The sequence below is a fragment of the Mycolicibacterium sp. Y3 genome, from assembly GCF_051188035.1.
In the GTDB taxonomy this organism is placed as follows: domain Bacteria; phylum Actinomycetota; class Actinomycetes; order Mycobacteriales; family Mycobacteriaceae; genus Mycobacterium; species Mycobacterium fluoranthenivorans.
Genome location: NZ_JAVQLT010000002.1, coordinates 107,789 through 122,154 on the forward strand (window position 1 = coordinate 107,789; position 14,366 = coordinate 122,154).

Below are 14,366 nucleotides of genomic sequence, written 5' to 3' on the forward strand. Positions count from 1 at the left end.
CTGATTCTCCATTAAGGATAGTCGCGAAACACTGACGGACAGACGGCGTGAACACTGCCCGCACCTAGGGCCGCACGACGGCGCAGAACACTGAGATGTTTCAGATGTGCTGCCGCTCAGAACCTCTGACGGCGTGGCCGGGCGACAACGTTCGGGCGAGCGGACGAACTGCGCTTTCGACGTGTGATGATTCATGTGAAGGAGCGACCATGAATATCCAAATCGTCGACGCAGTGCGAACAAAGACTGCCGCGCAATGGTGCCAGATCGTCGACTCGCACTACGAAGCCCGCAATTCCGACGGGTACGTCCGCCACCCCAACTGGGTTGTGCACGCGACGTGCGTTGATGCTGATGGTGAGTTCGCTGGACAGGGGGAGATCGTCGACATCGTCCCCGCGCTACCGGATGAGATCCCGCCCCCTCATCCGACCATCCCTCGCCACCTCGCCAACCATCCGATCGACACACGCCCCGTTGCGGCTCGCCTTGGCTATCCCAACGACCACTACGAATTCCAGCTGGACTTCACAGGGGCCTACACCGCCGCCTTCATTCGAGAGCACAGGTCGTCGAGGTAACCAGCCCACTGGAACTGACGGTTTGGTGGTCCTGCCACGTCGCGACGTACAGGAACACAGTCATGACGAGGCCGCCGTCCACGGAGCGCTGTCGAACCAGGAGCGTCGCGCTGGCACAACAGGTTAAGCGGACTCGGCGCCGGTCACCACCCTTAGGCTGGATTAGACGTTTACCCCAGCAATCCGAAGCAGAGGACCTGCCATGGCCGCGACCGCAGAGACGCCAGAGAACGCACCCAATGGCGTGCTCACTGACACCGATGGCCGGACGGTGTCCGCCGAATTTCGGCTACCACGCCTGTCCGACATGATTGTCGACATTCGGGCCGATCCCGCGAAGTTCGCACTACTCCGCATAGCCATCAGCAGGGAGGTGGCGCGCCGCAACAACATCTTTGGTGCGACAACAAAGCACGGTGCCCACCGATGAAATCCGCGTTGGACTCCGACAAGACCCGATACCTCGTCGTCAACAAGCACGGCATCCTCACCGCACCGCCGCAGTCCGAAGTCGCCGCCGTAGACGAAATGACCCGCTCGGGCGCGGAAGCCTTCGCCCGCCGGATGGCACGCTTTCGCGAAGCGAACCTTGGCGACGCGCACATCGACACCGAAGCGCTGTCGGCGAACAGTCGTGACCTTCGACTGAGCGAGCTTCTCGGAATCGCCGACCTGGAGAACTTTGACCCTGAGACACTCTGGGCACCACGTCGCTTCGATCCACGCATGGAGGTAGCGCTAGGAACCCTCTACCGAGATGGGACCGCCACAGGGTCGCCGTACGTCCGTGACCTCGGCTCTGGAAACTACGGCGGCGACGGCGTGCACGGCGCGTACCAGGGGCAGTCCGGCTCCGGAAAATCCATCTTCCTTGAGAATCTCGTGCTGTCCACATGCGCCTGGCATCCGCCGGACAAAGTCAACTTCATGATTATCGACTTCAAAGGCGAGGCATCCTTCCGGGGATTCCACACCATCCCGCACATCCGCGGAATGGTCAACGACACAGGAGACCCCGAGATCCTTGACCGCCTCGCGGCCACACTGCTCGGCGAAATTGAACGACGCAAACGTCTCCTTGCGACCGAGCAGACCCGCCTTGGCGTGTCCCTACCAGACGCCGGAAAGTACCTGCAGTTCCGCGAAATGCCCGAGTACCGCAACGAACTGAAACCCCTGCCCATCCTCATCGTGCTCATCGACGAGGCATCGATCTTCTACGAGCAGTACAAAAGCGAATTCACCCAGGTCTTCACCTACATCGTCAAACAGGGCCGCTCAGTTGGTGTCTGGATTCAACTGGCCTCCCAGGAACTGCAGTTCCTCCAGAACCAGGCCCAGCTATGGGCTGAGATGAACTTCAAGAGCTCACTAGTTGTCAACAGCGCCAACCTGTCACGAGTGGTGCTGACCGATGAAGCCGCTCACGACGACAACGTCAAGAAACGAGTGAAGAACTACGTCAAGGGCGGCCACATCTTCTTCAAGTTCGCCGGAAACGACGTAGTGCATCTACGCGCAGCCAACAACATGGCCGAATACCGCAAGGCCGGCACCTCGACTACCACCGGGCCGGCACCATCGGGGTCACTGAGCACCTTCACACTGGCCAACGACTGGGAAACCGAGGCCAACGCCGACGAAACCGCAACCCCACACCATGCCTCCGGACGCACCACAGACGGTCAGATCCGCACCGAACGGTCAGAGATCTCCCTGCTCATCAAGAAACTGTCCCAACCAGTAGATACCGACCTCCACAACATGTGGACCCCGCCGCTGCGCAAAACCGTCACTCTGCACCAACTCAAGACCTTCGGCGCGCTGCAACCCGCGACCTCCCTCGCCGATCTGACATTCCCCCTCGGAATCGTCGACCATCCCATGGACCACGTGCAGACACTGCTCAGTACCGACTTCGCCACGAATGCTGGCAGCATCGTCATTTCAGGTGCCGCGAAATCCGGCCGCACCATGGCACTCACGACACTGATCGTCACCAGCGCGCTTCGACAGCCGCCACGGATGGTGTCCTGGGTGATCATCGACCAAGGTGGGCGGCTCGCGCTGACTCGGGACCTGCCCAACGTCGCGGGCTACGCCAGCCGCGGCAATACCGACATGCGCGAGCGAATTTTCTCCGAGATTCAACGCGTGTTCACGCTACGGTCCCGACTCTTCGCAGCACACTCACTGACCTCCACCGCTGAGTACCTGCAATGGCGCGACAGCAATCCGCAGCCGGCCGACCCCTACGGCTATCTCTTCGTCGCGATCGACGGCTGGATCTCACTGCAGGTCGAACTCAAGAAAGACATGGAAACGCAAGGCTGGGTTACCGGCATGGGCGCCCTCATCGAAGGCGGACCGTCCTTCGGCATCCACTTCGCCATCACCACCGACAACTCCGCTGTTGACCTCCCCCAGGTCGCGCAGAAAGCGGTCAGCCCGTTCTACCTGCGCGGCGCCGACCAACTGACCGACGCCGGGTCGACCGCCAAGATGATCCTGAAGGCCTACCCAGAAAGCCAACCCGGTCTCACGCTCTACCCCCCGACACACAACGGCGATCGCAAGCACGACGTCCTCAAAGCCCGGTTCGCGGTACCCGTGACTCACGATGTCCCCGAACCCACCGTCGACGAGATCAAATCACTGAAAGCCCACGACTACAGCGACGACATCGCCGAACTCTGCGCCGGCATCACCCGGGCAGCCACACCAGATCAGCGCATCCCAGTACTGCGGCCACTGCCCGCCGAGCTGCCATTCACACAGATGTGGCTGCAATGGCGCAAGACCCAGATCAACAAACCCGTCCTACCCGGACGCCCCCAGCGCAACATCGAGATTCCGCTTGGCCTCAGCAGCGTCGACATGACCATCGCCGGCCTTCCCTGGACCCCAGACGCCGTGGACTCCTGCCCACACACACTCATCCTCGGACGCCCCCAATCCGGACGAACAACCGTCCTGCGCACCATCATCAGCGGCATCGTCGGATCCTTCGCACCCCACGAAGCCAAGATCGTCCTGCTCGACGAACGCGGCGCACTCTCCCGCGTGAAACGCTTTCTGGAACGCGAGCACTACCTCGCCGGCTACGGTGACCGCGAGGACACCCAACGCGTCCTCAAAGCGGTACTCGACGAAACCAACCGCCGAGTCGCAGCCGGCGCCAATGCCGATGAGACCGCCGAAGAACAACAGACATTCTTCGACGGGCCAACACTGTTCGTCCTCATCGACAATGTCGAGAGCTACCGCGACGGTCAAGGATCCTCACCACGCGCCGCAGCACTCCTCTCCGAAATCATCCGCATCAGGCCCCGCGTGGACGTTCGCGTGATCGCCACCACCACACACCGCAGCTACAGCGGCGAATCCGTGCGGCAAGCCTCCGTCTCACCGGTCGCCGCCATGGAAGAAGTGCGCGGTCACATCCTGTCCCTCGCCTGCGGCGACGACAAGATCAAGATGCGCGATGTCCGCGCAGAGAACTTCCTCATCGCCGGCCGCGGCTACCTCATCTCAGACAACGGCACACTGGCTGCCAACGGCCGCCCACCTGTCATCCAGGTCGCACACGTCAACAGCCTGACCCGCTGAGAGGGCACCGCAGTGAAGGAATGGGACTTGCCCAGGCAGGCAGCCGAACTCGCCGCAGCCAAGGAACAGCACGACAAGCCGGAGAACCGAGTAGTGCGTGACGGGATAGCGATCTGCCGTCAGTGCGGCCTCGGCTGGGACAACCTCGTGCATGGCTGTTGAACATCAGAAGCGCAGCGTCGACGCTGTCTCAGCGCGGTAGGATGCGTCCGTGGGACAACCTTTCGAAGATGGCACACCTAGTTCTCCTGAACCAACTGTGGCGCAGGCAATTATGGTGCTTGCGAATGTGATCGTGGAAGTCGGCGGCAAGCTCGGTGAGGCGATCTACTCGCACAAGCAATCTGTCGAGGGAGTGCGCGAGGAGTTAGAGCGCATTCGGAAACCTGGCAGCTCGTGATCCGCGCGGTCGGCCCCGCTATTGGACGATGGTGATCGCCACCGCATCGGCAAGTTCCTGAACGGTCTCGAAGCCGTCGCCTGCGAAAAGCGGTACGGGGGCGGTGGCGGGGTGGGCCTTGAGGTCAGTGAAACGGTCAACTCTGTCGCCCCAGAGCATCAGTGCGAGTGAGTCATTGAACTGCCGCGATCGCCAGATCAATCCGTCGAAGCGGTCCGCGTGATCGTAGAGGGCCTGGCCCCAGAGTGCGGTGCGCGGATACTGCTTGGCGCTGGACTCGATGAGCTCACCGTGAGTGACGCCTAGTCTGCTCAGCCCCGCTCCATGCAACTCGACCAGCCGTAGATCTCGCGCCGGCATGATCGTCGACATCACCATGGGCACCAGAGCTTTGCGAAGGATCCGGCGCCCGGTACCGCGCACCGGGACGTCGTGAAACACCGTCTCTGACAACGCCCCCTCAGTGAGGTCGGCCCCGTAGATGGTCGCAACGGCCGCGGCGCCGGAATCGTAGACGGGTCGAAACCGCCGAGACACCGCTGTCGTATTGAACTCAGTGGCGCCCATCGCAACGTTGTGGCATCGCACGATGGGCTGGTCAGCTGGCCACAGGTGCAACCGTGGGTCGTTCAGTGGAACCCGGACATCGGGGACCCAGGGCATCTATCCGGCCACAGCGTCGACGGTGTGCCCGGCCGCCGCAACAACCTCGGCAGGATCGTCGTCGAGCAAGTCCACCGGCCGCAGATCATCGAGCCAGCCGCTGGCAGTGGTGAACCACAGCGCGATTTCCCAACCGTCGAGGCCGTAGCGTCGCAGTGCCGCCAGTACCTGGGCGATGACCGGCCGAGGGCGTCCGTCGGCATCGAACTGGAACGCAGGGTAATAGCGGCCCCCGCGGTGCTCGATGGCGAACACCTGGCCAGCAGCCAGGTACCGCGACACGGTCGCCGATCGATTCTTAGCAGTCGAGCCGGCCAGCTGTGCCACCTGTTCACTGTCGAACACACCGAACTCGTCGAGCAGCTCCTGACGTGCCTCGGCGTTGCGCAATGCCTGCTGCGCGGCCGCGGACGTAACGGTCGCGGTGGTGCTGAACATCGCGTCAATCAGCCGCTCGCTCTGCTGCTTCTTTTGCACAATGAGGCCAGCGATCCGGATCAGCTGGGTAGCGACTTCAGGAGCAAAGGCGCCCACGACCACCACGTCATTGTCGGGTAAGGCCGTGGTCTGCAGTCGTGGGGCAAGGGCGCCAAGGTTGAATTCGTCCTGGTCGAGCACAACAAACTGGCCGTCGGATAACACGCCCGCCGAACCGCCGGTGAGATCAGTAAAGCGAGACCGTGTGTTCATGGATCTCATTGTAGGTGTGATGGATGATATCCGCCATCAGCGCAGCCGGCTCCTGGCGGACAGCCGGCGGTAGGTGCTCGTCGGTGCCATCTCGCAGCCTTCGTGCGTCTGAGTCGGACTGAATTCGCGGGTGTGTTCAAGTCAATCTCCGCGGGGCGGACGCCTTAGGGTGGTGGCGCTGCGACAAGTGGAAGGTAGCCGCTGTGGAGGATCTCGACGAGGAGTTCATCGAGATCATCAGTATGGTCGGTCCGCGGCGGCGCCAACAGATCATCGCGGCCGCCCACCAGGTTGCCGCAGACGTCCGATTCGACGCCGAGCAGCTCGGCATCGAGGCCATCGATGACCGGAATCGGAAGCAGCTTCGGGTGCTTGGCGCACTGCCCGCTCAGACGTTCGCGCAGAGCCAGCTCTGGCGCCATCAGTTCGCGCTGGCAGCTCGGCGGCTCGGCGAGGACACCGAACGTTGGGGTGCGCCCGTCCCGCGGTGCACCGGTGAGGAAATGGCGCTGCACGTCATTCTTCGTCGGGCCGCGCTGGCCGATACCGGACTTTCTGCGGATCTGGCGTGTGTCTGGCCCGATGAGTCGAATCCACTCGGTTACGGGGATCTGTTCGAGTGCTTGTTCCAAGATCACGATGTGCTGATGCTGTTCGGCATGCCAGCTGAAGCCGCCGAAGATATCGCTGGTGGACTGAATCTGGAGCCGCAAGCATGGTTTCGCGAATTCAATACCGAGTTTCACGTTCCGGAGCGATAGCCCGATCAGCGATGCAGTTCCTTCCTTGGCCTGAGACACCGGGATCAGCGACACCCGAGTTCTGACAGGCCAAGTTCGGCGTTCGGGTGCGGAACAGAATGCTATTCAAGCGCTTTGAGTTGATTCACCGATCGACGGACTCCAGCGACACGGCGAACCGCCGAGTCTGCGGCCACGCCGCCTCTTGGTTACCGCCGGCCTTGATTGAGTTCTGGCGATGGGGCGCGAACCCGGCGGGTACGGTCTGCAATCCGACCCCGCCGCCCCGGCGGCCGGACTGTGGTTGCGCGTACCCCTCCTGCAGGGATTCGACGTATCTGGCCCAACCTTCGACGGCAGGCGCGGGATAGACGCCCGGAGAGCCGGGGAAAGGATCCCCGGGTCGGTGCAGCACCTGGTCAGGCGTTGGGTCTGTTCACAGAGCGTGAAAGGCTATAGTGGTCGGTATACAACCCCCGACGTAAGAGCGGGTTTTGAAAACCGGGTCCCCTGTTCGCTGGAACCCGGTTTTCTGCTGTTGGCAGGCCAGACAGCCCTGGCCACACACGCGGCATGCCGTGAAACTAGCCCGAAGGTCGCGGGAACTGACGTTCACACGGCACCCGCGGCCTGAACCGACGACGCCCGAGAAACACACGCTTTAGCCTGTTCGTTGGCATACGGAGCACTCGTCCGTGCCCACTGTCGTTACCTGGATGCGGCGCTTGCGCATCTGGACCTGTAGACGACCCAGCACCCGTGGATCGTTGAGCGCGAGATCTTGCTTTCGGCCTGCGCCGTCGCTGACGATCTCGACTCTGTCGTCGCAATCCCACAGTGCCAGTGAGTATCCGAAGTTGTATGCCGTGCGGTACCGCACGCCGCTGATGTCAGATCCAGCGGGCCGATCCTCGTATATTCCGCGCGCCCACCTCTGAGTGAGCACGCGTGGCTCATTGCCATCGGCGAGGGTTGGCAAGGCCCCGATGGCCATAGCGGCGCCGCGGCTGGCGAGATTGAAAAGCGGAATCGGCGCCGTTGGAGCGACGATCGACACCCGGTAAAGCGGGCAGATGCTCGCAACACCAGCTTCGCCGAACACCTCACTGGCCGACGTCGCAAGATCCTCTCCGACGTAGAGGATCCGCCGACCGGTCGAGTCAATCGACGCCGGGTTGGACTCGCGGTGATGGTCGAGCCGGTACAGCGGGCCAAATCCTCGGAAGGTGACTCCGTCGGGCGTATGCGTGCTGCGGTGGTACACGCGACACCAGCGCCACCGCGACGCCGCCGGCTGTGGCGTCCACGTCCATCGGTACCGGGCCTTGGGTAGCGGCCGGTCTGGGTCTTCGAGCTTCTTCACCATGCGGCGGCGGTCAGGGCCTCCGCGAGGGCGATCACCGGCGCGCTACCGCGTTGGAGCATTTCGTGGACAGCGGTGCGGCCGCCAAATTCAGGCTGCTGTCGCTGCATCCACTGCGACAAACTGACTACGCCACCGGGGAAGGCCTGCTGCAGGGCGTCGAGGTCTGGCAGGACGCCGGATGGGTCATCCGGACTGAACTGCCAGGCAGGTAGTCGCCACTCCCGGCCCGCCTTGATACCGACTAGCTTGCCGGCTCCGAGTTTGGAAGTGATGCTCTGCGGGCTCACTCCGAGCAGCTCGGCGGCCTCATCGCGGCTGATGCTCTCCGCGGCCAGTCGCCTCCGTTGCGCGAACTGATCCCTGAGGTCGGCGAACAGGGCCTGCGAAGCCGCGACAGGACCGGGGGCTGCCCCCCAGAAGGACTCGTCCAGGTCGTCCGTCGAGTCCGCGGTGACCGCAGACTCGAGGCGGTCGCGCTCAGTGTCGGAAGCGTCGTTGACCACGGCGGCCACAGATGCCCGCAGCCGTCGGCCGTCAGGCCCGGGGGGAGCGGAGTCGACGACGGCATCGACAGCGACGATTGCCAACCCGGTCTTTCGCAGCGCACGCTCAAGCACCGTCCGTTCCGGCCCCGCGAGGGGAAGGTCCTCGGGGATCCGGTCGTCCGGCTCGTCCACGGAGACGGGTTCGAGGATGAAGAGTTCGGCCATTTGCCATCACCTCCTCTATGCAGGATACGCAACCTACAAAATCTATGCGCGTCTGTAGGGGCGCGCGGCGGCCCTCGTTAAGCGGTCTCACCCGTGATTCCGTCGCTTACGCTGGAGATATGCACAGGCGACGGGGGACGCGACGAGCTCTATTCACGGCGAGTACGGCCGCACTGGCAGTGCTGATGGCCGTGGTCAGCGGATGCACCACGACCACGCACGACGCCACAGCGGTGAAATCAACCACCGCCGACCCCGTGGTGCAGTATCAAGGTCCACCGCTGTCAACCGATAAAGCTCCGCCGTCCATGGCGCTGGCCGGCGGTATGCCCATCTACGTCGGCTCCGGGCCCACCCCGGCCCGCTGCACCGCGGGATTCCCGCTGGTCGGCACCGGCGGAATCCGCTACTACCTGATCGCCGGCCACTGCGCGCGTGGAGAGAAGAACGCTCCCGTGTTCGCCGATATCAGCAAGATGAACACGGCTGGGCAGTTGGAGACGAGTCGCGTTGAGATCGGCCGGGTCGCCGACAATCAGTACCCGGCCGAATATGTCTACGACGCGGCCAATCCGACGCCGTTCCCGGACCTCGCGGTGTTCACTGCGAATGCGAAGGTGTGGCCGGCGCCGGCGACGTCGTTGGTCGGGGATCAGTCCATGGCGGCCGGAGGATTTGCCCCCGACCGGATCCTCGATGCGCAAGACCATGGCCAGACGTGGTGCTGGCCGGTGGCCCGGGCGGTCGGCTACGGCACCGAATGTGGCGACGTGAAATGGGTCCGGGAGAACTTCGTGGGCATTGCCCCGAAGAACCCGGGGTGGGCCGATGGTCTCGGGGATGCATTTGCCGGAACGCCGGTGTGGTCCGCGGACTACGGTTCGGGCCGCATCGGCACGGTCGGGCTGATGTCCTTGCGGCTCGACAACGGTGTGTACGTCGTTAACACCACCAACGCCTATATCGACAAGCGCTATATCGAGGATTCGGCCGTAGGTGCGCAGATGCCCGATGGGTTTGTGCCGAACCCTCCGCTGTTCGCCTTCCCGAAGTAAAGCCCTGGAGCACAAGGACAAACAGTATGGCCATCGACAAAGTCGCGGACCCCTTCGACCTCATCCAGCACAACTTCCCCGAGGACAGTGAAGAGAAGTTCGCCACCTCGGCCGCATCACTGACAGCCATGGTGGGCCACCACAATGTGATCGCTTCCGAGTACCGCAGCGCCATCGCCGGCTTGTCCGATGAAGTCTTCAAGGGCCTGACCGCAGACGCTTCCCGCGACCAGTTCGGCAAGAGCGCAGACAGCCATGAGGCGATCGAACAGTTCTGCCAGAAACTGGCCGAGTCCTTCGGCAGCCTCGGTCTGCAGATCCTCTCGTGTAAGAACCAGATCAACAGTGCCTGTCTGTCGGCTACCGCGGAAATCACCCAGCTGGAGATGCAAAAGGCTCTGGTGAAAGCCGCAGAGCAGCAAGACATTCAGAAGAAGATCGACAAAGCCAAGAAGGACGCGCGCGAGGACATCTCCACCCTGCACCAACAGCTCGAACAGACCCTGCAGTCCGCTGAAACGTCACTGGGGCAGCTCCACGACCAGATGGAAGCCACCATCAACGGCAATATGGGCACGAAGCAGGCGGACGCAGCTATGGGTTCACGTTCGACCCCCACTCCCGATGCAGCGATGTCAACCCGCGCGGACGTCGGTACGGGCGATGCCCTGGGCTCGGCCGGCAGTGACGCCGCATCCGCCGGATCGGGCGCGAACAACGCTGGCGCAGAACAACTGTCCAACCAGATGCCAATGAATCCCGCGTCGATGATGGGTGCGATGCCCCAGCAGATGCCCCAACCCGGTGGCGGCGGTATGGGCTCGCAGCTCCCCGGCCAGGAACTAGCTTCCAAAGCCATGGACATGGCGCAAAACATGGGCGGCAAAGACAACACTGTCCTGTCAGACTCGGCGGTCAAAGACCTCCTCTCGGCCTCCGGCGAGCATTCGGGCGCAGGGGGCAGTGACGGCGGTTCGAGCTCCGACAGCAGCGGCCTAGGTGGCGACAACAACTCCGGCAGTGGACATCAAGCCGGTACCGGTGGCCCCGCAGCGGTCGGGGTGTCCAACCCGACGGTCGCGTCGGGCCCGTCACCCGCAACCCCAGTGTCCTCTGCGCGACCCTCCGGCGGCCCCTCGGTGGCGATGACCGAACTGGCCGGCGCACCCGCAACGTCCGGCTCCGTCAGCGGGCTGACATCGGCGGGGGCCGGGCTCGGGGGCCTGGCCAGCGGTCCGGCCACGCAGGTCGCCGCCGCCACGGGCACGATCGGCACTGCCGCCAACGCCGCCGCAGTGGGCGCAGGAGGAGGGTTCGGCGCCCCGGTCGCGTTCACCCCAACAGCAGGAACGGTAGGAGTGCCGTCCACCGCGGGCGTGGCCCCTGTCGCGCCGGCACCACCCACAGCTCCCGCGCCGCCGGCCGCTGCGCCGCCTTCGCCGCAACCCCCGGCACAATCAGCACCGCCCCCCGCAGCGCCGCCACCACCGGTGTCGACGCCAGTGGCGCCAACGCCCACCCCGCCGCCGCTGTCCGCACCCCCAGTCGCACCCGGCATCACCGCAGTCCCCACCAGCATGGGCACTGTGCCCGCCGGCGTCCTCGAACTCCTCGGTCCGCCAGGGATGCTGGCCGTGGCCGCAGCCGCGCCCCCACGGCTGCAAGACCTGCCCGTTGAACAGCGGATCACGATCCTCAACACAGCGTCGATCGTGACGCAGATGCGCGAGCGTGGCTGGCCGGCGTCGGTAGCCACCATGCTGATCGACGACGGCGTCAGGATCGCAGTGGCGATCGCCACCGGTGACGATCTGTCCATCCTGCCCGCCGACATCACCATCCCACGGGCCTCAATCCTGCTGCACGGTTTCCACCTTGGAGAGAGATTCCGGTCGGAATGGGCCGGAAACGCGGACACCGTCACCAAACTCGTCGCCGCAGTCGACCGCCACCCCGGCTTGAACCGATCGATGATCAAACACGCTTGCGCGTTCACGCGGAACACCGAAATCCGCGATCCTGGAATACCTTTCACTCCGATGTCGATGGACGCCGCCTGGGCGATCCGTTACCTCTACACCGCGCCCCGGGAAACCGCGCCCGCCTACACCCTGCGCGCCGAGACGTTCGCCGAAGAGCAAATCCGCTACCTGCTTGGCGTAGCCGAACGGCGATGGCATCTGCCGACAACTCTGTTACGCCGCGACGGGCAGGCCAGGCTGGAATCGGCGTCGATGTTCGCGTCGCGGTGGTCTGAGACCGGCGAGGCGCAGTTGACGAGCTCGCCGCGCGGCTACGACAACCGCATCGCCGGATACCTCTACGCGGCGACCCGGGAAGCGCTCCTCGAGGGCGACCTGGAACGAGCCTCTTGGTACGCGCAGTATCTGCGCTACCAAACACTGCCGACGGCGTCAGCCGCCTGACGTCGATTCCGAGTCGCTCAGTCTTCGGCCTCGTCAGCGTCGATGGGGCGGGCGAAGTCGGCCGTGCTGGCGCAAGCGACTGTGGGTTGAGGTATGAGGTGTCCGTCGGGGCCAGCGGTGTAGCCGTCCGGCGGCGGAAGCGGCAGTGGAACAACGGTTCCGCCGGTATCGGTCGCGTATCGGTGGGCTTCGGATTCCTCAGAGGCGGTGAAGACGCGAATTGCCTCGGGTTGGCCGGGCACGGTAACCATCAGCGTGAAGTCGACCACCTGGGCGTTGTCGGTCCGTTTGCGGGGCGCCTGCCGTACGGACAGGCCGCTGTTGTCTTCGCTCACGGTTCCTATTGTCGGCCCGATCACCGACACCGGGGGCCAGGCCTGGTCAGCCGCGCATGTTGGCGAACGGAAGCTTCCCGTGGTGGGCACGGAACTGGGCGATCAGCTGGGACTCGGTGGAGGCTACGTCGGCGTCGGTTACGTCGTTGAGGACGCGCCACCCGACTACAAGGTCGGCGTGATCAATGAGCTGCCAGATGCGGCGGCCACCGGAATGGGCGACCGCTTCGCCGGCGCCGAACCTGCAGAACTCATCGAGGCGTTTCGCAAGGCCGCGGCGTCCGCTGCCACCTGCGGTGGCCTTACCGATGTAGACGATGCGCGTCTTGGGCACCCAGAGCGCCTGTAGCTCGGCGATGGGCACGGTGGGGTCCTTGCCCTTGAAGTGGCCGGCCGGGGACGTTACGAGGAAGTTGGGCGGTTCTTCGGTGGGCCGCACGACCACGTAGACACCGGGGCCGGTAGGTACGTCGGCGGTGGGCAGCGCGGTAAAGGGCACCCAGCCCGTGAAGCCGCTCAGGTCGACAGACTCAGACATTGGTTGATGGTGTCAGCGTCGCGTACGACGAGAGGTGCCGAGGTCGTCCTGTTGTCCGATGTCGACGATCGGATTGTCGGTGCGAGTTCAGATCGCGCCGGTGAGGGTCAATGCTGGTCGTCTCGCTCACCGAGTCGGCGCCGTAGGATGCGGCGGCCGGTCCGGCCGGTTCTGGCTCGGCCCGGGCCCGGATCTGTACAGCGCTCGCGGAAATTGTCGACGGCATCAATGTCCTCAATTAGTCTGTTGGACAATAAGTGTCAGAGTGCAGCGATGATGCGCTCAAAGAATAGTTCTTGGGCGCCGAACTTGGTGTTGGAGCCAAAGTAGCGGTGTACCACTGCTTCGATCTCGCTCTCGTCGGTTATTCCAAGGAGTCGGCACAGCTGAGCTGCGTCGCGCAAATCGCCGTCTGATTGCCGCGACGTCATTGCCTTCATCGCCCACCACGTAGTCGGCAGATGCGATGTTGACCGACAGCGCCGGCCCCACCTTCCACGACTGTGGGTGGTCGTCTTGCCTGGGCGGCATGACACTAGTGTAGCGATGGCTACCACGGTACTGTAGCGGTCACTGCTACAGAGATGGGTCTGGTGTGGGTGCAGCACCACGGCTAGCCGGCACCGGCTGTCGAGTCACGCATCGCAGGCATTTTCGCTGGCGGGCGGTCCAGGACGCGGCGGGAACTCTGCTGAGGAAATGGAACGGCACCAACTGGCGTTGCGTTTTTTGTGGATAGTTCCTACCGTGGTGATATGTCTACCGATCGGTTTCTCCGGACTGGCGAGGTCGCCAGTCGCCTTGGCGTGTCTCGCCAACACGTCGTGGACATGTGCACGCAAGGCCAGCTCCCGTTCGTGATGGTGGGCGCACACCGGCGCATTCCGGCTGAGGCCGTCACCGCGTTGACCAAGGGCGGGCGCCGCCACGACGACGGGCACTCTCAGTCATCGGCGCTGCATGCGGCCGTCGTTTCAAAGTTGATCCAGGATCCCGAGCGAGTGCTTGGCATCGCGAGGGAGAACGTGCGACGGGATTACGAGCTCGGCGCACGTCACAGCGTTGCGTACACCAGAGAGTGGGAATCTGTTCTCGACGAGGGCGTCGTGGCGGTAATCGATACGCTGCTGGATCAGTCGGAGCATGGGGCCACGCTGCGTTCGTGCACTCCGTTCACGGGCGTGCTCGACGACGATGAAGTGCGCGCCGTCAAGCGCGTGTACCGCGTTCACGCGAAGTGAATCGACAGGAGC

General features: G+C 63.8%; 16 protein-coding genes. 8 read left to right on the top strand and 8 right to left on the bottom strand.

What is annotated here, in order from left to right:
* Positions 1–209 precede the first annotated feature (209 nt).
* From QN239_RS31670 to QN239_RS31690, 5 genes are all read left to right on the top strand, one after another.
* Entirely contained in the window at positions 210–581 is a 372-nt protein-coding gene (locus tag QN239_RS31670) for a hypothetical protein (RefSeq protein WP_499017176.1), read from the top strand.
* 202 nt (positions 582–783) lie between these two features.
* Positions 784–1,011: a hypothetical protein gene (locus QN239_RS31675; RefSeq protein ID WP_499017177.1), complete on the top strand. Its 228-nt coding sequence runs from the start codon at positions 784–786 to the stop codon at positions 1,009–1,011.
* A 98-nt stretch (positions 1,012–1,109) separates the two neighbouring features.
* Positions 1,110–4,190 (top strand): FtsK/SpoIIIE domain-containing protein, encoded by a 3,081-nt coding sequence (locus QN239_RS31680; protein WP_499017178.1) that lies wholly within the window; start codon positions 1,110–1,112, stop codon positions 4,188–4,190.
* A 27-nt stretch (positions 4,191–4,217) separates the two neighbouring features.
* Complete coding sequence (locus tag QN239_RS31685; RefSeq protein ID WP_499017179.1) at positions 4,218–4,352, top strand: hypothetical protein; 135 nt, start codon at positions 4,218–4,220, stop codon at positions 4,350–4,352.
* Between the two features lie 49 nt (positions 4,353–4,401).
* Positions 4,402–4,590, top strand: coding sequence for a hypothetical protein (locus tag QN239_RS31690; RefSeq protein ID WP_499017180.1), 189 nt, complete (start codon positions 4,402–4,404; stop codon positions 4,588–4,590).
* 18 nt (positions 4,591–4,608) lie between these two features.
* Here the strand turns inward: QN239_RS31690 and QN239_RS31695 are convergent, their stop codons facing one another.
* The 5 genes from QN239_RS31695 to QN239_RS31715 all read right to left on the bottom strand — a co-directional run bounded on the left by QN239_RS31695 (position 4,609) and on the right by QN239_RS31715 (position 8,759).
* The gene (locus QN239_RS31695) at positions 4,609–5,253 is read right to left on the bottom strand and encodes an RES family NAD+ phosphorylase (RefSeq protein ID WP_499017181.1); all 645 of its coding nucleotides are present in this window, start codon (positions 5,251–5,253) and stop codon (positions 4,609–4,611) included.
* Positions 5,254–5,943, bottom strand: coding sequence for a hypothetical protein (locus tag QN239_RS31700; RefSeq protein WP_499017182.1), 690 nt, complete (start codon positions 5,941–5,943; stop codon positions 5,254–5,256).
* Between the two features lie 164 nt (positions 5,944–6,107).
* Positions 6,108–6,758 (bottom strand): hypothetical protein, encoded by a 651-nt coding sequence (locus QN239_RS31705; protein ID WP_499017183.1) that lies wholly within the window; start codon positions 6,756–6,758, stop codon positions 6,108–6,110.
* Between the two features lie 586 nt (positions 6,759–7,344).
* Positions 7,345–8,049 carry an RES domain-containing protein gene (locus QN239_RS31710; RefSeq protein WP_499017184.1) on the bottom strand — a complete coding sequence of 235 codons (705 nt, stop codon included), beginning with the start codon at positions 8,047–8,049 and terminating at the stop codon, positions 7,345–7,347.
* Entirely contained in the window at positions 8,043–8,759 is a 717-nt protein-coding gene (locus QN239_RS31715) for a helix-turn-helix domain-containing protein (RefSeq protein WP_499017185.1), read from the bottom strand. The genes QN239_RS31710 and QN239_RS31715 overlap by 7 nt, the downstream gene beginning before the upstream one ends.
* A 119-nt stretch (positions 8,760–8,878) precedes the next feature.
* On the opposite strand from QN239_RS31715, the gene QN239_RS31720 reads away from it, so the two are divergent.
* A complete protein-coding gene (locus QN239_RS31720) occupies positions 8,879–9,814 on the top strand; it encodes a chymotrypsin family serine protease (protein WP_499017186.1) in 936 nt (311 codons plus the stop codon).
* 26 nt (positions 9,815–9,840) lie between these two features.
* Positions 9,841–12,240 carry a hypothetical protein gene (locus QN239_RS31725; protein WP_499017187.1) on the top strand — a complete coding sequence of 800 codons (2,400 nt, stop codon included), beginning with the start codon at positions 9,841–9,843 and terminating at the stop codon, positions 12,238–12,240.
* A 17-nt stretch (positions 12,241–12,257) separates the two neighbouring features.
* Here QN239_RS31725 and QN239_RS31730 read toward each other — a convergent pair whose 3' ends face one another.
* The 3 genes from QN239_RS31730 to QN239_RS31740 all read right to left on the bottom strand — a co-directional run bounded on the left by QN239_RS31730 (position 12,258) and on the right by QN239_RS31740 (position 13,553).
* Positions 12,258–12,575, bottom strand: a complete 318-nt coding sequence (locus QN239_RS31730) for a hypothetical protein (protein WP_499017188.1) — start codon at positions 12,573–12,575, stop codon at positions 12,258–12,260.
* A 46-nt stretch (positions 12,576–12,621) separates the two neighbouring features.
* A complete protein-coding gene (locus QN239_RS31735; protein ID WP_499017189.1) occupies positions 12,622–13,113 on the bottom strand; it encodes a hypothetical protein in 492 nt (163 codons plus the stop codon).
* 260 nt (positions 13,114–13,373) lie between these two features.
* A complete protein-coding gene (locus QN239_RS31740; RefSeq protein ID WP_499017190.1) occupies positions 13,374–13,553 on the bottom strand; it encodes a hypothetical protein in 180 nt (59 codons plus the stop codon).
* 315 nt (positions 13,554–13,868) lie between these two features.
* Here QN239_RS31740 and QN239_RS31745 point away from each other — a divergent pair, with 315 nt between their 5' ends.
* On the top strand, positions 13,869–14,354 hold the full coding sequence (locus tag QN239_RS31745) for an excisionase family DNA-binding protein (protein ID WP_499017192.1): 486 nt from the start codon (positions 13,869–13,871) through the stop codon (positions 14,352–14,354).
* The last annotated feature ends 12 nt before the right edge of the window (positions 14,355–14,366 follow it).